The 21,559-nt window shown below is 65.2% G+C and carries 21 protein-coding genes; 12 read left to right on the forward strand and 9 right to left on the reverse strand.

Going from position 1 to position 21,559, the window contains the following annotated elements:
• The first annotated feature begins 196 nt into the window (after window positions 1–196).
• Window positions 197–1,774 (forward strand): succinic semialdehyde dehydrogenase, encoded by a 1,578-nt coding sequence (locus FOS14_RS02715; protein WP_143768733.1) that lies wholly within the window; start codon window positions 197–199, stop codon window positions 1,772–1,774.
• A gap of 28 nt (window positions 1,775–1,802) precedes the next feature.
• Here the strand turns inward: FOS14_RS02715 and FOS14_RS02720 are convergent, their stop codons facing one another.
• Window positions 1,803–2,087, reverse strand: a complete 285-nt coding sequence (locus FOS14_RS02720) for a GlsB/YeaQ/YmgE family stress response membrane protein (RefSeq protein ID WP_143768734.1) — start codon at window positions 2,085–2,087, stop codon at window positions 1,803–1,805.
• 147 nt (window positions 2,088–2,234) lie between these two features.
• A complete protein-coding gene (locus tag FOS14_RS02725) occupies window positions 2,235–3,305 on the reverse strand; it encodes a S1C family serine protease (RefSeq protein WP_221936642.1) in 1,071 nt (356 codons plus the stop codon).
• 209 nt (window positions 3,306–3,514) lie between these two features.
• On the opposite strand from FOS14_RS02725, the gene FOS14_RS02730 reads away from it, so the two are divergent.
• The 4 genes from FOS14_RS02730 (at window position 3,515) to FOS14_RS02745 (ending at window position 8,145) form a co-directional block, all read left to right on the forward strand.
• On the forward strand, window positions 3,515–5,158 hold the full coding sequence (locus tag FOS14_RS02730; RefSeq protein ID WP_221936643.1) for an APC family permease: 1,644 nt from the start codon (window positions 3,515–3,517) through the stop codon (window positions 5,156–5,158).
• A 138-nt stretch (window positions 5,159–5,296) separates the two neighbouring features.
• Entirely contained in the window at window positions 5,297–5,704 is a 408-nt protein-coding gene (locus FOS14_RS02735) for a metalloregulator ArsR/SmtB family transcription factor (RefSeq protein WP_143768735.1), read from the forward strand.
• Entirely contained in the window at window positions 5,701–6,750 is a 1,050-nt protein-coding gene (locus tag FOS14_RS02740; protein ID WP_143768736.1) for a cation diffusion facilitator family transporter, read from the forward strand. Before FOS14_RS02735 ends, FOS14_RS02740 begins: the two co-directional genes overlap by 4 nt.
• Window positions 6,751–6,771: 21 nt before the next feature.
• A complete protein-coding gene (locus FOS14_RS02745) occupies window positions 6,772–8,145 on the forward strand; it encodes an MFS transporter (RefSeq protein ID WP_221936644.1) in 1,374 nt (457 codons plus the stop codon).
• On the opposite strand, the gene FOS14_RS02750 is transcribed toward FOS14_RS02745, so the two are convergent.
• Window positions 8,135–8,569 carry an MscL family protein gene (locus FOS14_RS02750; protein WP_143768737.1) on the reverse strand — a complete coding sequence of 145 codons (435 nt, stop codon included), beginning with the start codon at window positions 8,567–8,569 and terminating at the stop codon, window positions 8,135–8,137. The two genes, FOS14_RS02745 and FOS14_RS02750, sit on opposite strands and share 11 nt — an antisense overlap.
• 154 nt (window positions 8,570–8,723) lie before the next feature.
• Here FOS14_RS02750 and FOS14_RS02755 point away from each other — a divergent pair, with 154 nt between their 5' ends.
• Window positions 8,724–9,761 carry an ATP-binding cassette domain-containing protein gene (locus FOS14_RS02755; protein ID WP_143768738.1) on the forward strand — a complete coding sequence of 346 codons (1,038 nt, stop codon included), beginning with the start codon at window positions 8,724–8,726 and terminating at the stop codon, window positions 9,759–9,761.
• The gene (locus FOS14_RS02760) at window positions 9,758–10,573 is read left to right on the forward strand and encodes an ABC transporter permease (protein WP_221936645.1); all 816 of its coding nucleotides are present in this window, start codon (window positions 9,758–9,760) and stop codon (window positions 10,571–10,573) included. The genes FOS14_RS02755 and FOS14_RS02760 overlap by 4 nt, the downstream gene beginning before the upstream one ends.
• Here FOS14_RS02760 and FOS14_RS02765 read toward each other — a convergent pair.
• Genes FOS14_RS02765 through FOS14_RS02775 form a run of 3 tightly spaced genes read right to left on the reverse strand, consistent with a single transcriptional unit; the run spans window position 10,530 to window position 15,834 of the window.
• The gene (locus tag FOS14_RS02765; RefSeq protein ID WP_143768739.1) at window positions 10,530–12,254 is read right to left on the reverse strand and encodes a long-chain fatty acid--CoA ligase; all 1,725 of its coding nucleotides are present in this window, start codon (window positions 12,252–12,254) and stop codon (window positions 10,530–10,532) included. The genes FOS14_RS02760 and FOS14_RS02765 overlap by 44 nt on opposite strands.
• The gene (locus tag FOS14_RS02770) at window positions 12,251–14,227 is read right to left on the reverse strand and encodes a biotin carboxylase N-terminal domain-containing protein (protein ID WP_143768740.1); all 1,977 of its coding nucleotides are present in this window, start codon (window positions 14,225–14,227) and stop codon (window positions 12,251–12,253) included. Before FOS14_RS02770 ends, FOS14_RS02765 begins: the two co-directional genes overlap by 4 nt.
• A 5-nt stretch (window positions 14,228–14,232) precedes the next feature.
• A complete protein-coding gene (locus FOS14_RS02775) occupies window positions 14,233–15,834 on the reverse strand; it encodes an acyl-CoA carboxylase subunit beta (protein WP_143768741.1) in 1,602 nt (533 codons plus the stop codon).
• A 93-nt stretch (window positions 15,835–15,927) separates the two neighbouring features.
• Here FOS14_RS02775 and FOS14_RS02780 point away from each other — a divergent pair, with 93 nt between their 5' ends.
• A complete protein-coding gene (locus FOS14_RS02780; protein ID WP_143768742.1) occupies window positions 15,928–16,572 on the forward strand; it encodes a TetR/AcrR family transcriptional regulator in 645 nt (214 codons plus the stop codon).
• A 14-nt stretch (window positions 16,573–16,586) separates the two neighbouring features.
• On the opposite strand, the gene FOS14_RS02785 is transcribed toward FOS14_RS02780, so the two are convergent.
• The 3 genes from FOS14_RS02785 to FOS14_RS02795 all read right to left on the reverse strand — a co-directional run bounded on the left by FOS14_RS02785 (window position 16,587) and on the right by FOS14_RS02795 (window position 19,528).
• Window positions 16,587–17,159 (reverse strand): STAS domain-containing protein, encoded by a 573-nt coding sequence (locus FOS14_RS02785; RefSeq protein WP_143768743.1) that lies wholly within the window; start codon window positions 17,157–17,159, stop codon window positions 16,587–16,589.
• Window positions 17,160–17,297: 138 nt separating this feature from the next.
• Complete coding sequence (locus tag FOS14_RS02790) at window positions 17,298–18,842, reverse strand: MFS transporter (protein WP_143768744.1); 1,545 nt, start codon at window positions 18,840–18,842, stop codon at window positions 17,298–17,300.
• Window positions 18,839–19,528, reverse strand: coding sequence for an LppX_LprAFG lipoprotein (locus FOS14_RS02795; RefSeq protein WP_143768745.1), 690 nt, complete (start codon window positions 19,526–19,528; stop codon window positions 18,839–18,841). The genes FOS14_RS02790 and FOS14_RS02795 overlap by 4 nt, the downstream gene beginning before the upstream one ends.
• A gap of 188 nt (window positions 19,529–19,716) precedes the next feature.
• Between FOS14_RS02795 and FOS14_RS02800 the strand changes: the two genes are divergently transcribed.
• The 4 genes from FOS14_RS02800 (at window position 19,717) to FOS14_RS02810 (ending at window position 21,528) form a co-directional block, all read left to right on the forward strand.
• On the forward strand, window positions 19,717–19,950 hold the full coding sequence (locus FOS14_RS02800; protein ID WP_221936646.1) for a hypothetical protein: 234 nt from the start codon (window positions 19,717–19,719) through the stop codon (window positions 19,948–19,950).
• Between the two features lie 51 nt (window positions 19,951–20,001).
• Window positions 20,002–20,172 (forward strand): hypothetical protein, encoded by a 171-nt coding sequence (locus FOS14_RS24920; protein WP_221936647.1) that lies wholly within the window; start codon window positions 20,002–20,004, stop codon window positions 20,170–20,172.
• A 94-nt stretch (window positions 20,173–20,266) separates the two neighbouring features.
• Window positions 20,267–20,842, forward strand: coding sequence for an RNA polymerase sigma factor (locus FOS14_RS02805; RefSeq protein WP_143768747.1), 576 nt, complete (start codon window positions 20,267–20,269; stop codon window positions 20,840–20,842).
• On the forward strand, window positions 20,839–21,528 hold the full coding sequence (locus tag FOS14_RS02810; RefSeq protein WP_143768748.1) for a ubiquinol-cytochrome c reductase iron-sulfur subunit: 690 nt from the start codon (window positions 20,839–20,841) through the stop codon (window positions 21,526–21,528). Before FOS14_RS02805 ends, FOS14_RS02810 begins: the two co-directional genes overlap by 4 nt.
• Window positions 21,529–21,559 lie beyond the last annotated feature (31 nt).

Here is a 21,559-nt window from a genome sequence, read left to right on the forward strand (position 1 = left end):
GTTGTCCGACCGTTGTTTCACCCCCGTCGGCTGACTAGCGTTTTCGGTATTCCGCCAGCGCCGAATGGGAAGCTCGACGAAGCGTCGGATGGTGTAATGCTGAGGGCGTCAAGCACTTTCACGAACATCGTAGTTATTCGGAGCTGACACCTCACGCTTCCCGACGGCGCCATCCGCGATCAGACAGGGGACGCCCATGGCTTCGACCACCGTTATCAATTCGGCGCTGCCGCCCTCGCTTACGGCAGACCGCCTGCAGGTGCTTGCGGGACATGTCACGGCGTCCGGCGAGGAGACCGTAACCGCCTATGCTCCCTACACCGGCGCACAGATCACGAAACTGCCGGTCTCGAGCCAGTCGGACGTCGCGACGGCGTTCATGGACGCGCGTATCGCCCAACAAGCGTGGGCGGACACACCGATTCGCGAGCGCGCCGCGATCATGTTGCGCTTTCACGACCTCGTTTTGCGTCGCCAGGCCGAGGTTCTCGACCTGATTCAGCTCGAGAACGGCAAGACCCGCCGGGATGCGTTTCTCGAAGTGCTCGACATCGGGCTCACCGCCCGGTACTACGCCCGCACCGCCGCGAAGCTGCTCTCTTCGAAGCGGCGACGCGGGGCATTTCCGGTGCTCACCCGTACCGCGGAGCTGCGTCATCCGAAGGGCGTCGTGGCTATCGTTTCGCCGTGGAACTACCCGCTGAGCCTCGCCGCCGGCGACACCATTCCGGCGCTGCTCGCGGGCAACGCCGTGGTCCAGAAGCCCGATACTCAGACGGCGCTCACGGCGCTGTGGGCCCATGACCTGATGCGCACGGCGGGGCTTCCAGAGGGCTTGTGGCAGATTGTCATCGGGTCGGGCAGCAAGATCGGCGGAACGCTGATGAACAACGCCGATTACGTTATGTTCACTGGCTCCACAAGTTCCGGGCGCCGGATAGCGAGCGAGGCCGGCAAACGCCTGATCGGCTCGTCACTGGAGTTGGGCGGCAAGAACGCCATGCTCGTGCTGGCCGACGCGGACATCGATCGTGCCGCCGGCGGTGCGGTCGACGCGTGCTTTCCGTCCTCGGGCCAGTTGTGCGTCTCAGTGGAAAGGCTCTACGTCCACGAGGACGTTTACGGTCAGTTTGTCGCCAAGTTCACCGAGAAGACAGGCCGTCTGCGGATTGGCGCCGGTTACGACTTCAACTATGACGTCGGTTCGCTGACCAACCCCGCCCAACTCGAGACCGTTTCCGCGCACGTGCAGGACGCAGTCGAAAAGGGAGCGGTCGTGCTGGCGGGCGGGCGGGCAAGGCCTGACCTGGGGCCGCTGTTCTTCGAGCCGACCGCGCTCACCGGCGTCACGCCCGATATGAAGCTGCACAGGGAAGAGACGTTCGGACCGGTGGTGTCGATCTATCCGGTCTCCTCCGATGACGAGGCGGTGGCCCTGGCCAACGACACGTCGTATGGTCTGAACGCCAGCGTGTGGAGCCGCAGTGCCTCTCATTCGCAAGCGATCGCCGCCCGGCTGCACGCCGGAACCGTGAACATCAACGAAGCGTTCGCCGCCGCCTGGGGCAGCGTCGATGCTCCGATGGGTGGGATGGGCGATTCGGGTCTCGGCCGCCGCCACGGCTCGGAAGGTTTGCTCAAGTACACCGAGCCGCAAACCATCGCTCGGCAACGGCTCATTGGTTTCACGCCACCGCGCGGCGTCCCGTACCCGGTGTGGGCGAAGACGATGACCACGGCGCTGAAGGTGATGAAGGGCGCCCGGGTCAAGTAGCGCCCTTCACGTCATCGCGGTCTTTGCCTCACCTCAGTCGCGCGGCACCCGCCCGGCGCCCGGTGACACCGAGGTATATGGCGATCAGAATTGCGGCGACGACGATTCCTATCAGGAACGGGATCCATTCGAAGCCGCCGTTTTCGTTGTGGTAGCCGAGCTTGTAGGAAATCCATGACCCCGCCAGGGATCCGACGAACCCCAGGACGATCGTCATGATGATGCCGATGTTCTGCTTGCCCGGCATGACCAGCCGAGCGAGCGCTCCGATGATCAAACCGACCACGATTGCGCTGATAATCGTTCCAATCACGGCTTCTCCTTACACCTCGGCCCAACACCAGTTGTTGGGGCAGCGACAGAAGTAAGGTTCCCAACTTTGGTGAATATCTAACGCTTTCCGCGATGTATACCGAGACTGTGATGTTTCTTTGGTTGGCCGGCTCGAGGTAATCCGCTGTCAGCCCACCGGTCCGGCGACGAGTTGGATGGTCGACGAATGCGGCTGGCCCTGGGGATCGGTCCAGTCCACCGACACGCGGTCACCCGGGTGATGCTGGTCCATCGCCGCGGTCAGGGCGGTCGCCGACGTGACCGGCGCGGCGTCGAGTTTGGTGATAACCGCGCCGGTGACCAGTCCCGCTTGCTCGGCGGGCGCGCCCGCGACGACGGCGTGCACCAGCGCCCCAGAACCGTTGGCGTCGCTCACGGAGACGCCGAGCATCGCGGTCGCACCGATGTGCACGGCGGTCGACGCGGCGCCAGCTTCGATCTGCCGGGCAACCGGTAACACGTCGTCGATCGGGATCGCGAACCCCTCGCCACCGCGTGAGCCGAGCCGGTAGCGGGCTGTGGCGGCGGTGTCGACTCCGATCACCTGGCCGTTGGCGGACACGAGCGGACCACCGGAATCGCCGGGTTCGATGTCGGCGGCGACCTGGATCAGACCGCGCAATTGCTCCGCGCCACCGGTCACATCATCGTTGGCGGTGATGGTTTGGTTGAGCCCGGTGATCCGGCCGGGCGCTACCGTCGGTGCGCCGCCGACGCCGCCGGCGTTGCCCACCCCCGCGACGTCGTCACCCACTCGAGCCGCGCCGGAGGCGCCGAGCGGAGCCGTCGTCAGCCCGCTCGCATTGGTGAGATGGAGGACGGCAATATCGGAGGCACGGTCGAAGCCGGTGACAACGGCGCCGTAGGTCCTGCCGTTGCCGATGTCGGTAACCGAGATGTCGGTGGCGCCCTCGACCACATGGTTGTTGGTTATGACGTCATCGGCGGGCGTCACCACGATGCCCGTGCCGGCGCCGACCGCACCTTCAAGTCCCAATTGAGTATTGACATCGACGAGTCCCGGAACGACGCGCGCGGCAACGGCTTGCCAATCCGGCGCAGCCGTCTGCGAAAGTCCCTGGGCCGCACCGACTGCAGTGCCCGCGGCGCCGAGAACGAATGCGGCACCGACGATTCCGGCAATCCGGACAGATACACCGATCGGGACAGCTGTGGAGCAACCAGGTCGAATGTGCATGGTTACCTCCTCCAATGCCGCAGACTCTCAATGAATCTAGGCGCTTGTTGTGATGCCCGGGTTGGCCTGGTGGCAAACCGTATTGTGAGTCACGCTAAGGTGCGACGCGCCCGCGCGCGGGTTATTGACGCCGGCATTCGGCGCGGCGACGATTCTCAATCATTGCTCCGACAGGACGGCGGGTGGGCACGATGGTCGACACTGTGACTGTGGCGACGAAACCTGCCCGGTCGAGCGGAGAACTGCACCGCTCGGTGGGCTACTGGGGGCTGATGTTCATTGCCCTCGGCTCGATCATCGGATCGGGTTGGCTACTCGGCGCGCTCGGGGCCGCACAGACCGCCGGCCCGGCATCGGTGATCTCGTGGGTCCTTGCTGCGGTGATGCTGATGATCTTGGCGCTCATCCATGCCGAGTTGGGCGCGACCTATCCGGTGGCGGGAGGCAGCGCGCGATTCCCGTATTTCGCCTTCGGCACGCTGGCCGGTTTCACGGCGGGCTGGGCCGCATACCTACAGGCGGTCACGATCGCGCCGATCGAGGTCATGGCCAGCATTTCCTACCTGGCCAGTACCGAATGGTCCAAGCAGCACCTGCATGTGTTGCAGCCCAACGGCACGCTGTCGGGAACCGGACTGCTGGTGGCTTCGGCGGCAATGCTGGTGTTCACGATCGTCAACCTCTTCGGTGCCAAGCTGATGTCGTCGAGCAACAACGTCCTCGTTGTCTGGAAGTTGGCGGTTCCGATTCTGGCGATCGTGGTGATCGGCGTGCTGAGCTTTCATGCGTCGAACTTCCACGCCGGTGGGGGATTCATGCCATTCGGTGTGCACGGGATCTTTGCGGCGCTACCTGCGGGCGTGGTGTTCTCGATGCAGGGTTTCGAGCAGGCGGCCCAGATGGGCGGTGAGGCGCGAAACCCGCGCCGGGACCTGTCCCGGGCCATCATCTCGGCGATGTTCATCGGTGCGGCCGTGTACATCCTGCTGGAGGTCGTGTTCATCGGGGGACTGGCGCCGAAGGATCTCCTGCATGGTTGGGCAAACCCGATCGGCCCAAGCGATTTCGGCCCGTACTACACGCTCGCGATCGCTGCCGGGGCCGGCTGGCTGGCGACGATTCTGCTCATCGACGCGGTGGTTTCGCCGTGCGACACCGGCCTGATCTACGTGGCCACCTCCGCCCGACTCTCGTACGCGCTCGGCGAGGACGAGGTGCTGCCCAACAAGCTGACCGAAACCAACAAGCGCGGCGTCCCGGTGTACTCGATCTTGCTGGCCTTCATCATCGGCGAGATCGTCTTTCTGCCGTTTCCGAGCTGGAACTCACTGGTCGGTCTGGTGACCGGCGCGACCGCGATCATGTACGCCTTCGCGCCGGTGTCGCTGGCCGCGCTGCAGGCCCGTGATCCGGATCGCTCGCGGCCCTACCGGATTCCGTTCCCGAAAGTGCTCAACCCGCTCGGCTTCATCGCGGCAAATTTGATCATCTACTGGGGTGGTTTCGAGGCGACCTGGAAGTTGTTGACTGCCTTGTTCATCGGGCGGTTACTCTTCGAAATCGCGTTGCGCCGTCAGAAGGACGTGCGGCGGTCCGACATCGATTGGCGCGCTGCCTCGTGGATCTGGCCGTGGCTGATCGGGATGACGATCATCGGGCTGATGGGCCGGTATGGAAAAGGCTCCCACAACACGCTGCCGAACTGGGTCGACCTCCTGGTCGTGATCGCGTTCAGCCTGGTGATGTTCTACTACGCCGTGAGTCTGGCGATGGAATCGGACAAGATCTCCAAGGCCCTGGAAAGCGAAGATCGCCAGCTGGCCCACGCCGCCGAATTGAACCTGCCGGGGTAGGTCGAGGCCGACCGTCGAATTAGGTGTTTTCGACAAAAAATCGCCTTCAGGCGGGCAAAACACCTAACTCAAGTTCGCCGAGAGCCGTGGGATCGTCGGGCATGTTTCGCCGCGGTGACCGTCATCTATTATTTGCATATGAATGCAGATAGACAGCGCTGTCAGCGGGTGCTCGCCGACGACCAAGTTCTCCTGGTGGTCGAGGTGTTCCGGATGCTGGCCGACCCCACTCGTGTGCAGGTGCTGTGGGCGCTGGGCGACCGCGAGATGTCGGTCAACGAGTTGGCTGACCACGTCGGTAAGCCGGCCGCATCGGTATCGCAGCACCTGGCGAAGCTGCGGATGGCACGGCTGGTCCGAACTCGCCGCGACGGGACGACGATCTACTACAGCCACGAGAACGATCACGTTCGCCAACTCGTCACCGATGCCGTCTACAACGCCGAGCACGCTGGTCCCGGCATTCCGGCGCACCACCGCAGCGCCGGCGAACTCGCCGAGTTGCACCATCGGGAACCCGCGCGCCGAGAGGCCGGGAACTCTTGACTCGCAACCATACCCACGCAGGTTCCGTCGTCGGGCACGGCCATGGCCACGGGCACGGGCACGGCCATGCACCGGGTGTCGCTGGGGCGATCAAGGAGATCTTCGCCCCGCACAGCCACGACGCCGCCGACAGTGTCGACGACGCTCTGGAATCGAGCGCGGTCGGCATTCGGGCCGTCAAGATAAGCCTTGTCGGCCTTGCGGTCGCGGCTCTGCTGCAACTTGCCATCGTGGTGCTTTCGGGGTCGATAGCGTTGGCCGCGGACACTATCCACAACTTCTCCGACGCGTTGACCGCGATCCCGCTGTGGATTGCCTTTGTGCTGGGCCGCCGGCCGGCCACCCGTCGGTACACATACGGTTACGGCCGCGCGGAAGACCTCGCCGGGCTGTTCGTGTTGATGATGATGTCGTTGTCATCGGTCATCGCTGGATACGAGTCGATACGACGGCTGATCCACCCGGTCGTGATCGGCAACCTCGGGTGGGTCGCGGGCGCGGGAGTTGTCGGCTTCCTCGGTAACGAGATCGTCGCCCTCTACCGGATCCGCGTCGGCCGCCGAATAGGTTCGGCGGCACTCATGGCCGACGGTTTACACGCTCGAACCGATGGATTCACCTCGCTGGCAGTAGTTTTGGGCGCCGGGGGAGTGGCGCTCGGATTTCCGATCGCGGACCCGATCGTCGGTCTGCTCATCACCGTCGCGATCCTCATGGTCTTACGCACCGCCGCCCGAGACGTCTTTCGGCGCCTGATGGACGGGGTCGAACCTGAATTCGTCGATCTGGCCGAGCAGGTGCTTGCTGCGCAACCCGATGTCGTCGGTGTGCGCAGTATCCGGATGCGCTGGATCGGTCACCGTCTGCACGCGGAGGCTGAACTGGACATCGATTCGCGAGTGAGCATCGCCCGAGGGCACCAGATCGCCCACGATGCCGAACACGCCCTCATCGCCGCGGTGCCTAAACTCGACTCCGTGCTGGTGCATGCCTATCCGGCGCAGTCCGACACGCACGGCGTTGCGGTCGGTGAGCGGGGCTTGTAGTTCAGGTGTGGGAGGTGGGACGTGCGGGCATTGACCGAGCGTCCCCGCCCGAGTGCGATCCGCGACCATCCTGCGGCGGGTTGGTTCGCTGTCGGGTCGGTCTGCTTCGGTGCGTTCATGGGCCAGCTCGACGCGAGCATCGTGACCCTGATCTTCCCGGCGCTGCAGCGCGAGTTCGCCCAACCGCTCGCGGCGGTGCAGTGGGTGTCGTTGGCGTATCTGCTGGCCTTGATCGGGTCGCTGGCTGCGGTCGGGCGGTTCGCGGATTCGTATGGACGAAAGCTGCTCTACGTTTACGGGTTCGCGGTTTTCACGGCGGCCTCGGCAGCTTGCGGCGTGGCGCCGACACTATGGGTACTGATTGTTTTCCGAGTGTTGCAGGCCATCGGAGCCGCGATGCTGCAGGCCAACAGCGTCGCGCTAGTGGTCACCAGCGTCGGCAAGTCTCATGCGCGGGCCGCACTGGGGGTCCAGGCTGCCGCGCAGGCACTAGGTCTGGCCGCGGGCCCGGCCGTTGGTGGGTTGCTGGTCGACAGCCTCGGGTGGCGGTATGTGTTCCTGGTCAATGTGCCGGTCGGAATCCTCGGCCTGATTGCCGGCCAATTTCTCTTGCCTCGCACCCGCGACAGTGCGCGGCCGGGGCGCTTCGATTGGCTCGGTGCGATCCTTCTGGCGACGGCGAGTACGACGCTGTTACTGGCGGTTTCGGTCTTTTCCGGCCTGGCCCTACCGCTTTGGTCAATTCCGACGATGGTTGTCGCGGGCATCGCGTGTGCCGCCGCGCTCATTCGCCGTGAACGGCGAATCGACCACCCGGTCATCGACCCGACGGTCCTGCGCCCGGCCGCGGTGTCGATGGGATTGGTCGGCGCGTTATGTGGATATCTGGTGTTGTTCGGGCCGCTGACGCTGCTGCCTCAACTGCACGGCGGGCATGGCGGAGTGGGCCTCGTTTTGAGCTGTCTGCCAGCAGGATTCGCTCTTGCCGCGGTCTGTGGCGAACGGATCCTGCCGGCGAGCGTGGGAACCCGGGTTCGTGCGGTCGGCGGGGCGGCCGTCGCCACGTTCGGGTGCCTGGCGCTGCTGCTCAGTCACCGACCTGACGTCGCCACGGCCGCGGCTTTGTTCGGCACCGGAGTCGGGCTGGGAATGTTCATCCCGGCCAACAACGCCGCGATCATGCGGGCGGTTCCGACGCGGATGTCGGCGACCGGCGGCGGCATGGTGAACATGGCCCGCGGCCTTGGCACGGCACTCGGCGTGACGCTCGTCGCGCTGTGCCTGCATACAGGCGGGAGCGCCGGTGCTCAGGTGGCGCTGGGCGTTCTGGCCGGCGCCGGCGTCATCGCTGGCATATCCGCAATTCGTTCTCCTGCCGTGATCGTCACGCCGTAGCAGCAGGAGCTTGATCGGTGCCGCAGTAGCGGCACTTCGATGCGCCTTCGGGCAGGTCGTCGGACAAGCATGCCGGGCACGTCTTGGTCGGTGCCGGGTCGCCGAACACGGTCTTGCCCAGGCGAGCCTGAATATGCTTGTACGGCAAGACGATCAGGAAGTAGACCACCGCCATGAAGATGATGAAGTAAATGATGGCGGACACGAACGAACCGACGTCGACGTAGGTGGCCTTGTTGCCTTTCGCGCCGAGTTGCCAGCCGAGCCCGAGGGTATGGCCACCCTGAACCGAGGCAATCAGCGGGTTGATGATCGTGTCGGTGAACGCCTTGACCAGGGTAGAAAACGCCAAGGCGACAACCAATCCGACGGCGACCGTGATGACGTCACCGCGCATCAAAAAGTTTTTGAAGCCCTTGAGCATCGATCCGTTTCCTTCCGTGTGCACCGGATTGCGTGGCTGACTGTGGCCCCGCCCCGGAAATTACCCGCAAGGCCGCGGGGTCGGGCCGAATCGGGCCACCGAATTGCGCACCGGGCGACTAGCCTCGCAATCGCGGCTACAGACGGGAGTGCGGGTGCGACATCAGTCGGGGACCGAAGGAGATCTGGCCATCCTCGTGGAGGGCGTCACCAAGTCCTTCGGCCAGGTGCACGCGCTGCGCGGGATCGATTTGGCGGTGCCACGCGGCACCGTGCTGGGGATCCTGGGCCCCAACGGTGCTGGCAAGACGACCCTGGTCCGGGTATTGACGACGCTGCTGCGCCCGGGCGGCGGTCGAGCCCTCGTCGAGGGCCATGACGTGGTGCGCGAGGCCGCGGCCGTGCGGCGCCGGATCGGGTTGGCCGGACAATCTGCGGCGATCCAGGAGGAACTCACCGGTCGGGAGAATCTGCAGATTGTCGGTCGCCTGTATCACTTGGGGCGGGCGAAGTCCCGACAGCGGGCAGCGGAGTTACTCGATCAATTCGACCTGACCGACGCCGCGGACCGGCCGGCCAAGACGTATTCCGGCGGCATGCAACGCCGCCTCGATCTGGCCGCGAGTTTGGTCGCATCCCCGTCGGTGCTGTTTCTCGACGAGCCGACCACCGGGCTCGATCCGCGCAGCCGTCTGGGGATGTGGCAGGTGATTCGTGAACTTGTCGCTGCCGGCACGACCTTGCTGCTCACCACCCAATACCTCGATGAGGCCGATGAACTGGCGAACGAAATCGTGGTCATCGACCGGGGCCGCGTCATCGCGGCCGGCACCGCAGAGCAACTCAAGGACCGCGTCGGCGGAGATGTGCTCGAATTCGTCGTTCCGGATCCGGCGCGCCTGTCCGCGGCGGTCGCCGCCGTGGCCGAACTTGGACACAGTGCGGTTCAGTCCGACGAAGAGACCGGCAAAGTGTCGGTGCCCGTCGGCGATCGAGGCTCGCAGTCGTTGGTGGAGGCGGTGCGTCGCTTGGACGCGGCCGGGGTGAACACCGACCAAATGGCACTTCGGCGCCCGTCGCTCGACGACGTGTTTCTCAGCCTCACCGGCCACATTGCCGAAGACGAACAACCGGCGCAGCGATCCGGCGTGGGCCGCGGCCGCGGCACCCGCTCGAAGCGAGGAACCCGATGATCACCATGGCACCACGCCCGCAGAGTCCGCCGCCACTGACGGTGGCGACCAAAGCCCGCGACGCGGTCTCGGACACCGCCACGATTACCTACCGAAACCTCTTGGTGTGGATGAGGGTTCCGGCCTTTCTGGTGTTCACTCTCGTGCAGCCGGTGATGTTCGTGCTGATGTTCCGCTACGTCTTCGGCGGCGCGATCCACGTCGGCAACGCCGGGGGGTACGTGGACTACCTGATTCCCGGAATCATCGCGCAGACCGCCGGTTTCGCCTCGGTGGGCACCGCGATCGCGTTGTCGATGGAATTACAGAAGGGTGTCATCGACCGGTTCCGCTCCATGCCGATGGCCCGCTCGGCGGTGCTCGGTGGCCGGTTGGTTGCGGACGTCGTCCGGATGCTGATCACGATCCTGGTGATGATCGGCGTGGGCTACGCAGTCGGGTTCCGCTTCCACAACGGCGTCGGCGCGGCCGTGCTGATGGTGGTTGTGGCCACCGCGTTCGGTTTCACGGTGTGCTGCGTGTCGGCGTTCATCGGCCTGGCCATCAAGGACCAGGAATCGGTGCAAGCGTTCGGCATGATCTGGTTGTTTCCCTTGACGTTCGTCAGTTCGGCGTTCGTGCCGGTGCAGTCGATGCCCGGCTGGCTGCAAGGATTTTCGCGCAATCAGCCGGTCAGCCAGGTGGTGGACACGATGCGTTCACTTGCGCTGGGCGGGCCCGTTGCTACGCACTTGTGGCCGGCGATCGCGTGGATGGCCGCCACCCTGATTATCTTTGCGCCACTGGCGGTTCGGGCGTACCGGCGGGCATAACGGACGGGCTCGGTTCGTGAACGTCCGGAGTCGGGTCCGCGGCGTACAAGCGATCGATCTGGCCCGCGTACTTGTCGCGGACCAGATTTCGCTTGAGCTTTCCGGTAGGCGTAACGAGGTCGCTGCCGGGCTCCCAGCGGTCGGGGAGGAGGACGAACCGTTTGATCTGTTCGATCCGGGACAGGTGCGAATTGCCTTCGGCAACGGCGTTGCGCACCATGTCGATGATCCGCGAATCCTGCACCAGCGCATTAGGGTCGCGGTCGAGGTTCCATTCCTGCGACAGCGACCCCGCGACCTCCCAATCGAGGGTAATCAGTGCGACGTTGTAGGGCCGACCGTCGCCGTGCGCGAAGGTCGGGCCGACAATCGGTGACGCGCCGCTGATGGCATGTTCGATATTGCTCGGCGACATGTTCTTTCCGCCGGAGTTGATGATCAGCTCTTTCTTCTTGTCGATGATCGTCAGATAGCCGTCGTCGTCTCTGACGAAAATGTCGCCGGTGTGCAGCCAGCCGTCGCGGTCGATAATTTCGGCCGTCTTGGCCGGATCGTTGCGGTATCCGCGCATCATGAATGGCGCACGAATCAGCAACTCGCCATCCTCTTCGAGCCGAACCTCGTACCCGGGCAATGGCGTTCCGACCGTGCCCGCCTTAGCCTGTGCCGGGGACGCCGCAGTGGCGACGCCGATCTCTGACATGCCCCGGATGTCGGTTACCGGAATCCCGAGCTTGACCAGGAAGGCGAACACTTCCGGCGGGATGCCCGCCGAGCCGGACAGTGCCCACTTCACCCGGTCGAGTCCAAGTTTCGCGCGGACTGCGTCGACGACCTCGGGGACACCTGCGTCGAAGTCGGCCCGTAGCGTTGGGTTCGCGGCAAGTTGCAACTCGATGCCGGTCTTCAACTTTTCCCACACGCGCGGCACCGCGGCGAAGGTCGTCGGGTGGACTTCGGCCAACGCGGCCGGAAGCTGCTTGATGTCGGCGACAGTGGTGATCTGCGCGCCGTTGACGGTGTGGAAGTAGTAGAGAACGCCGCGGTCGGCCAGGTGCGCGGCGGGCAGGTAGGAGACGGCTGTGTCGGTGCTGTCGATCGGAAACCGTCGGGTGTGAGCGTGCGCCATGCCCAGGAATCCGGCGTGGGTGTGTTCGACGCCCTTCGGTGGCCCGGTGGTGCCGGAGGTGTAGATCAGGCAGAGAACGTCGTCGGGCTGCACGGCCCGCCACGCTGCCTCGAAATCGAAATCGGCTGCCGGCGTGAGGCTATCGAGATCGCCTTCTTCGACAATGAGTACGTGGGGGATCGCTGCGCCTGATTCCTGGACCGCGTCGATGAACTGTCGTTCGGTTACCAGCACTTTGGCGTCCGAGTGCTCGAGCAGGTAGCGGATCTGTTCGGGAGAGCTGGTGTTGTATATCGAGAACGTCGTGGCGCCGAGGTGGTTCGCGGCCATTTCGGTCAGGTTGAATTCGGGGCGATTGGCCAGCATTGCTGCGAACGTGTCTCCGCGTCGCAGCCCCAGCTTGGCGAATCCGCCTGCGAGGCGGCGTACTTCGTCGCCGTACTGGCGCCAGGTGAGACTGACCCCGCCGCCCACAGTGCGGAGCGCGACGTTGTCAGGCTGGGCGCGGACCTGGTGCTGAAATGCTTCCGGCAAGGTTGTGGGAATAGTCATGATTGGTCTCCCTCGGGGGCGACGGCGATAACTGCGAGGACTTGGTTGGTTTCGACTTGTTGGCCGGCAGTGACTTTCATCGCCGTGGCAATGCCGGCGGTTGGTGCGGTGATGGTGTGCTGCATCTTCATCGCCTCGAGCACGACGACGGGCTGCCCGGCGGCGACGGCGTCGCCCTCATCGACGTGCACTGCGACAACCACTGCCGGCATCGGCGCAAGCAAGGATCCCGCCGCGGTGCCCACGGCGGGATCGCAGAACCGGGGGATCGGGCGCAGGGTGACCGCGCCAAGCAGCGAGTCGACATCGATCCGGCCGTCGTACATTGCGATGGCGAACCGGTGTCGGGCGCCCGCGACATCCAGAACGACTTCGTCGGCGGTGTTGGCGATGACTCGCACATCGTCGAATCCGTCGGCCATCAGCCCCGCTCGGGTGCGCCGATACTCGATCTCGATTTCGCGGGAACCCGCCGAGTAGGCAGCCCGTTGCGGGCCCGACGTTACGTTGCGCCACCCGCTGGGGAGGTCGGAAAGGATGCGGGCAGAGGCGTGGTTTGCGGCGGATTCGGCGAGGGCCGCGGCGAGCGCACTCAGTCTGACCGCGACCTCGTCGGCAAGCGGAGCGGCAAGTTCGCCAAAGTCATCCCGCTCGAAGAAGGCGGTATCGATACGTCCGGCGATGAACTCGGGATGGCGCAGTACGCGCACGAGCAGATCGCGATTGGTGACGGGTCCATGCAAGTGGCTGGCGGCCAATGCACCGGCGAGCCTGCGGGCCGCCTGTGCCCGGCTCGGCGCCCACGCGATGACCTTCGCCAGCATGCCGTCGTAGTGCACGCCGATAGTGTCGCCCGCGCCGAATCCACCGTCGAGACGTAGGCCGAATCCGTTCGGTATAGCGAACTCCGAATCGACGCCGTGAATGGCGAACTGGTGAATCGGTCCGCTGGTCGGCATCCACGAGTTGCCGGGATCCTCGGCGTAAAGGCGGGCCTCGATCGCGTGCCCGCGCAATACCGGCAGGTCGGTGGTGGGCAGTGGTTCGCCCTCGGCGACGCGCAACTGCCATGCCACCAGATCGATACCCGAGACGCATTCGGTGACGGGGTGCTCGACCTGCAACCTGGTGTTCATCTCGAGAAAGAAGAACCGGCCGTCGTTGTCGGCCAGGAACTCCACGGTGCCGGCGCCCACGTAGTCGACGGCTTTGGCGGCGGCTGTGGCCGCCGCACACAGTCGCTCGCGCAATTCGGCATCGACCAGCGGCGACGGCGCTTCCTCGAGCACTTTCTGATGGCGGCGCTGAATCGAGCACTCGCGCTCACCCAGCGCCCACACCTGACCGTGCCTGTCGGCCAATATCTGGACCTCGATATGACGGCCGGCTTGCAGGTACGGCTCGCAAAAGACGGTCGGATCGCCGAACGCCGAGGCCGCCTCTTTTCGAGCGGCATCGACCGCGCCGGCGAGTTCGTCGATGCTGCGCACAACGCGCATGCCGCGGCCGCCACCGCCCGCCGATGCTTTCACCAACACGGGCAGATCGGCGTCGGTGATCGTTTCGGGTTCGAGTTCACCGAGGACGGGAACGCCTGCCGCAGCCATCAGCCGTTTCGATTCGATCTTCGAGCCCATCGCCTCGATGGCCTTCGGGTCTGGGCCGATCCAGGTCAGGTCCGCTTCGATGACCGCGCGAGCGAAATCCGCGTTCTCCGAGAGGAATCCATACCCGGGATGGACGGCGTCGGCGCCCGACTTCTGCGCCGCCGCGATGATCAGGTCGCTGCGTAGATAGGTTTCTGCCGGCGTTGTCCCAGGCAGCGCCACCACGATGTCGGCCTCTCGTGCGTGTGGTGCAGACAGGTCGGCGTCGGAGGCGACAGCGACGGTGGCGATGCCGCTGTCACGACAGGTACGAAAGATGCGGCGGGCGATCTCGCCGCGGTTGGCTACCAGTACTCGGTTGATCATGGTGGTCACATCCTGAAGACGCCGAAGGCGCTCTTGGCGCCTTCGATCGGGGCATTGTGGATGACGGACAGGCAGAAGCCGAGGACGGTGCGGGTGTCTCGCGGGTCGATGATGCCGTCGTCGTAGACCTTGCCCGACATGAAGGTCGCGAGGGATTCCCGTTCGATCTGGTCCTCGACGGCTGCCCGCAGGTCGGCGTCGGCCTGCTCGTCGAACGGACGCCCGCGGGCCGCGGCGGACGAGCGCGCGACTATCGACATGACGCCGGCCAGCTGCGCGCCGCCCATCACTGCGGTCTTGGAGTTGGGCCAGGAGAACAGGAATCGCGGCCCGTAGGCGCGACCGCACATGCCGTAGTTGCCGGCGCCGTAGGAGGCGCCCATGTTTACGGTCAGATGCGGAACCTTGGAGTTCGACACCGCATTGATCATCATGGCGCCGTGCTTGATGATGCCGTTCTGCTCGTATTCCTTGCCGACCATATAGCCGGTGACGTTTTGCAGGAACAGCAACGGAGTGTCGATCTGGTTGGCCAACTGGATGAACTGGGTGGCCTTCTGTGACTCCTCGCTGAAGAGCACGCCGCGCGCGTTGGCGAGTATCCCGATCGGGTAGCCGTGCAAGGAAGCCCACCCGGTGACGAGGCTCGTGCCGAACAGCGGCTTGAATTCGTCGAACCGGGATCCGTCGACGATGCGGCCGATCACCTCACGCGGGTCGAAGGGTTGCTTGAGGTCGGTGGGGATGATGCCGAGCAGATCCTCGGGATCGTGCACCGGCGCATCCGCGGGCAGGGTGGGGCCGGGGCCACGTTTGCGCCAGTTGAGCCGCGCGACGATCTGCCGGCCAATCCGGATCGCATCCATCTCGTCGACCGCCAGATAGTCCGCGAGACCGGATGTGCGCGCGTGCATTTCGGCACCGCCAAGCGATTCGTCGTCGGTATCCTCCCCGGTGGCCATCTTCACCAGCGGCGGGCCGGCCAGAAAGACTTTGGCGCCTTCCTTGACCATCACCACGTAGTCCGACATTCCTGGAACGTAGGCCCCGCCCGCGGTGGAATTGCCGAAAACCAGCGAAATCACCGGGCGGCCGGCCGCCGAGGCGTTGGTCAGATCGCGGAACTGCCGCCCGCCCGGCACGAAAATCTCACTCTGGGTGGGCAGGTCGGCTCCGCCGGATTCGACCAGGCTGATGATCGGCAGGTTGTTTTGTGCGGCGATTTCGAAGAGCCGCAAGAACTTCTTGACCGTGTATGGGTTTCCGGTGCCGCCCTTGACGGTCGGTTCATGGGCGAAGATCGCGCACTCGACGCCCTCGACGGCGCCGATCCCGGTCACCAGGCTGGCGCCGACGTGGAACTGGGTGCCCCACGCGGCCAGCGGGGAGAGTTCCACGAATGGCGAGTCGCGATCTATGAGCATCTCGATCCGCTCTCGAGCCAGCATCTTGCCCCGTCGACGGTGCCGCTCAACATATTTGGCGCCGCCCGCAGCCACGGCGGCGGCGTGCTCGGCGTCGACGGCAGCGATGCGGTCGAGCAGATCCGCGCGCTTGGCCTGATGGGCCCCGTCGGTTGGGTCGACGGTCGTGGTGAGGACCGGCATGGCATCTTGCCCTTCGCGCTCAGAAAATAAATTAGTAGTAACTAATATACGAGTGGCCTATCGTTTAAGCAACGGGTAGAGACGAGGAGAAGCATGCGGAAGCTCGCTGAATCCACCGACCGCAGGGCCCGGCCGCCCGGCCGGCCGCGAGCCGACGAAGGCCGAGACACGCGCGGCGACCTGCTACGCGTCGCGCGAGAACTGTTCGCTGCCAAAGGGTATGCGGGGGCGTCGGTGGCCGAAATCGGTGCTCGTGCCGACGTTACAGTGCCCGTGATTTACCAGCGCTTCGGCAGCAAAGCAGGGTTGTTCGTCGCCGTGGCCGACGATGTCTACGCCTACGGCGCCACCCGATTGCGCGCCGGGTTGGCCGCGGCTGACTCCTTCGATGCCGCGCTGGCCGCCGCGCTGCGTGACTTCGCGGGCTTATACGACGAAGACCCGACTCTGGCCGCCATGGTCGTCACCGTGCTCGTCGAGGCTGAGCGCGACGACAAGCTTGGACGGGCCCTCAAGCCGTCCCTGCGAAAGCTGCGCGAGTACTGCGATGATCTCGCCCGCTTCGCGCCTGCGGACCTCGCCGCGAACGACGCCGAGCGGCTGGACCTTTCGCGCGCGCTCGTGTCCGTGCTCAGCGGGCTGATGGTCTCCTCGGTCTTGCTGAACAGGGCGGCCGACTACGAGCGCATGGTCGGGGCGGTGGGCAAGCTGCTGCGTGTCCGCGAGCGGGCTCGGTAGCCGCAGCCGGCATGTCACTGCGTGTGGTCGATGCGGCCCTCGCCGCGGTGCGCCGCGGTGTCAGCCCTGAGCTTGGCGACGGCCTCCGCGACGCTTGCACAGACGGACACAGCCGAATCGAAATTGGCTAGCCGCAGAACTTTTGCGACCACCTGAGCGGACACGCTGATCACCACCGACTTGGCCATATCCGCAGCCCAGATGCCGGCATCGATCAAGTGCGCTACTCCGGCCGAGGACAGGAAGTGCACCTGATCGAGGTCGACGACAATCCCGGGTCCCCACGTTTTCAGCAACTCCGCCCGCAGCGGCGGATCGAGCTCCGGTGCGGTGGCAAGATCGATCTCGCCGGCGAATGCGATCACCGGCACGCCATCGACTCGTCGTACCTGAACGGACAGATGCTGAATCGGCGGCATGGGCCGGCGCGTGGATAGGTGTGTTGACGCGACCCGGTCGGCAAGTTCGTCCTGGATCAGAATCAAGCGGACGCGTTCCGCGTAGGTTCGGCTGCGCAGTGCGCGCAACGCCTGTTGCTCGCCGCGAAGTTCTGCGACCGACATTTCCCAGGGTTCTTTGTCGTTCATTCTCAATTTCAATCAAGTTCGCTTATCAAAAGTAGAGATGACATCCTTTGTGGGGCACCGAATATTGAATTTTAGAATAGGTTTCTCCACCCGCGGGCCGATGTGGCGTTTTGATTTCCCGACGGACGTACTTCAGGTCTACACCATGGGATTGAGACGTGGGAAGGGCTTCATTCTCTTTGACGGGTGACCAGTTTCTCCCGCAGCGCGATCACGAACGCGGATCAGTAGCGCGAGAAATGCCGCAATAATGCAAAGGACCGCCACGATCGCGAAGATCTCGTCGTATTCGGTCATCTGGGCAGCGTCCACCGACGCGCGGTAGGTCGCGAGCGCGCGCTCGAAGTCCTCGTTGGATTGGTACTGCATCGGTAGGGGCGGGTTGAGACTGCTCGTGAGGCTGTGGAATCGGTGCAAACCGAACGTGGACAGCGCCGCGATGCCGACCAGCATTCCCGTCATCCGCGCCACCACCACCGCGGCGGCAGCAGTGCCGTACCGAGTGGCCGGCACCGTCCGCAATGCGACCGCCGATATCGGCGCGATGATCAACCCGAGACCTGCGCCGGCAATGATCAGGTCGATCACCATGCGCGGAAGGCCCAGCGGGTAGCTGCTCGAGGCAATCGCGAGTGACCAGCCCGAAACCAGCCAGTACCCGCCCGCGGCGACCAGCATGCCGGCCACCGTGATCGGCCGGTCGCCGAACCGGGTAGCCAGAACGCCGCCGAGCACCGCGGCAATCGGCAGCGCAGCGAGAAACGGCAACAGCGTCAGCGCCGCGCTGGTGCGGTCGCGCCCGAGTACCGCCTGGGCGATCAACTCGATATCCACCAGCGTCGCCATCAATGCCGCTCCCGCCAGCAGGCTGACGCCGAGCGCCGCAGCCAACGGTCGCAGCGCCACCCCGGCGGGGTCGAGTAGTTTCCGACTCGACCACCGTTCCCACGCAACGAGTGCCACCAGGCACACTGCAGCGGCCGACAGCACGGGAATCGCCCACGGCGCGAATGCGCTTGCATTCGGGTCTGGATTCTGCAGCCCGGCGACGAGGAGCCCGAGCGTTGCCGCGAGCAGTGCACCGCCGACGAGGTCGATAGTTGTTTTCTCGCGCGGTTGGCGCGGCACGATCACCTGTACCGCCACGATCGCGACCGCGGTGAGCGGTAGGTTCACCCAGAACACGCCCCGCCAGCCGGTGAGTGCGGCCAGACCGATTCCGTAGAAGGGCCCGAATACGCTGCCCAGTTCTTGCGCGGCGCCGACGACGCCGAGCACCTCGGCGCGCCGCTGCTGTGACCACAGATCGGCGACGAGTGCCATTGTTACCGGCAGCAGCGCGCCGCCGGCGATCCCTTGCACGGTGCGACCGGCGACGAGCCAGGTCACCGTCGCACCCACCGCGGTCACCGCGGACCCGACGGCAAAGAGCACTAAACACAACTGCAACAACGGTTTCCGGCCCAAACGGTCCGAGGCTTGACCGAGCAACGGCATGGCAGCTACGTAACCGAGCAGGTAACCGGTCACGATCGGGGTCGCTCGTTCCAGCCGGTTCACCGGGATCCCGATGTCGCGGACGATGTCGCCGAGGAGGCTGACCACTACATAGGTGTCGAGCGCGCCCAGCAGTACACAGAGCCCGGCGGACGCGACAACCCAGCGCCGTGCGCTGGTGGTCACGACGGCGGTGTGACCGTGAAGGGCTTGTTGAAGTTGCTCAGCGTTGCCTGGACCGTCGGGTTCGCGCTGCTGTTCGGCAGTTGCAGCCAGAGTTGAAGGAGATCGCGCTCACCGTCCGCCCGCAGCCAGTACGTGACGTCTACGTCGTTGCTCACCCCCGGAACGATCGGCGCGATCACCGCCTTGGTGACCTTGCCGGACACCTTGTACGCGCGGACGTCACCGACGTTGTCGACGGCGTCCGTCTTCGCCGCTGTGGTGTGGGCGAGCACGTTGGCGATGCCGCGCTGGGGGTCGAGCAATGCCGAGGAATCGTAGATGCTCGCGGTGCGCTCGGCCGACAGAGTCTGGAAACCACCGGTCGGGCCCTTGAAGTACGCGGTCTTGCCGACAACAACGAACTCACCCTCGATGAGTGCGCCGGAAAGGTTGAAACGCAGCGTCCCGCGGGCATTTCCGCCCGTCGCGACATCACCGTCGACGCCGCGCAGCGCCATTCCCGGCGGATCGTCGTTGACCGTGAGGGTGATGTGCACACTGTGCAGGTTGCGCGCCGCGGCGGCCGCCTCGCGCAAGGTCGTGGCCGCGTCGGGCAGCTTTTCATTCGAGGACGAGGAGCATCCCGTCATCGCGAGCAGCGCAGCGACCAGGGCCGTGATGAACAGTGCAACCTTCGAACCCGCCACGAGTAAACGATAGAACGATGACAGCGCTCACGGTCCCGCTTCCACGGCGAGTCCGATGGCTGTCCGCCGACAGTCGCCCCCTTCGCGACGGGGTGGGGATTTGCGCACCCAAGGGTGCCTATCCGCGACCGGATCGCCGATTCACGCTTGCGGTGTACCTATTCCCGATAGCAGGGGCGGTGGGTCTGGTGAGCAACCGGGGAAGCCTACAGTCATCTCCTCCGGCCGAGGAGATGCCCGACGCGCTGTTTCGTATCCCGGAACTCGACAGGCGCGTATTGATCCTTGCCTACTACCGCCGGATGCCGCTGACGGACGTCGCTGCCCTCGTCGGCGGAGACGTTCCCGCAGTGCTCGACTGCCTCCATCGCGCCGCGCACGCCATCGTCAGCGCCGAGCGACCTCGCGTAGACGCGCCGTAACCGCTCCCATATCCCTCAGTACACAGCAAATCCCAACACCAGGGAGCAATGATGTTCCAGCGTGCCGTGCGGAGTCTAGTGCTGGTACTGGCCGCGGTTGCAGCGATCGCGATTGGCGCGCAAGCGGCGGCCATCGCGTGTCCGGCGAGCAATCCGGCGCCAAATCCGCCACCGTGCTACGAGGTTTACGACATCTACAACGACGTTTTCCACTGCGAATAGGCGCGGTGGCAGCGACGGCGTGTAACTTGCCGTGCTATCTCCTTGCGAACGTCGGCCTGCTGGGGCCGGGGTATGACTTCGACGGAGGTGGCGGATGGGGCTGCGGCCACAGCGACCTCGTCATCCGGCGCCGAGCGGCGTCCCTGATGCCGGGCGGGGACTGCGGGTGATTCGCGCCGACGCCTATCCGGACTGGCAGGCGATCTACGAAGACAACGCCGTGTGGGTGTATCGGCTGATGTTCGGCAAGGTCGGCAACAAAGCTGACGCGGAGGACCTGACTGCCGAAGTCTTTGTTGCGGCATTGGGGCCGTTGCGGGTGTCCGCCAGTGTCGCGGAGGTGCGAACGTATCTGCGGGCAACTGCGCGAACCGTGCTCGCGGCGTATTGGCGGCAGCGAATGGGTCGACCGATCACCACGATCGATGACGACGTGCGCGAGGCCGAATCGGCGGAAGCCGGACCCTCGGACGCACCGGCGCGGGTCGATGCGGTCCTGGACCGGCTGCCGGATCGGTACCGTCGAATCCTGGAATTACGGTTTCTGCAGGGCCACTCGGTACGGGAAGCCGCCGCGGCGCTCGGTGTGAGCGTCGCCAACGCGAAGGTCATCCAGCATCGGGCTTTGCAGATGGCCGCGCAGTTGGGCGAGGAGGTGGGTGACCGATGAGCGATCGACAGCTCCGGCGGTTCGTTGACCAACTGCTTCGCGGACGCCGCCCGACGGCATTTCGGCCCGATGACGCCGAGGCACAGCAGATGCGGATGGCGATCGAACTGCGCGCCGCGCGATCCGGCGCCGACCTGCCGAGCGAAGAGTTTCTGACCGGCCTGCACCGCCGCCTCGCCGAACTTGCCGACGACGACGCGGGTGCGAAGCCGCCCAAGCTGTCGAGCACCCGCAGGCAGGTGATCGGCGGGGTCTCTATCGCGGCAGCCGCGGCAGCGGTGGCGACGGTGGTAGACCGCAGCATCTTCGAGAACTCGCCCGCGCAGACGACCGAAACCGCGCAAACACTTTCGCCTGTCGATGGGGAGTGGCGTCCGGTCGCGGCGGTCGCCGACGTTCCGGAGGGCGCCGTGCGCGCCTTCAATTTCGGCGCCGTCAACGGATTCGTCCATCGCAAGGACGGGCAGCTGGCGGCCGTGTCGGGGGTGTGCACCCACCAAGGCTGCAAGCTGTGGTTCGACGCGTCGGCTGAAAATTTGCGCTGCCCCTGCCACACAACGTCGTTCGCGGTGACTGGGGAACTGCTCAACCACCAACTGCCCATCGCGCCCCGGCCGCTGCCGCGCATCGAGGTACGTCAAAATGCCGGGATGATCGAAGTTTTCGTGCCCGCGAAGCCGGCCTGATCGCCTCGCGTAACCGGGGCCCTATCTAGCT

This window comes from Skermania sp. ID1734 (assembly GCF_007489285.1).
Lineage (GTDB): Bacteria > Actinomycetota > Actinomycetes > Mycobacteriales > Mycobacteriaceae > ID1734.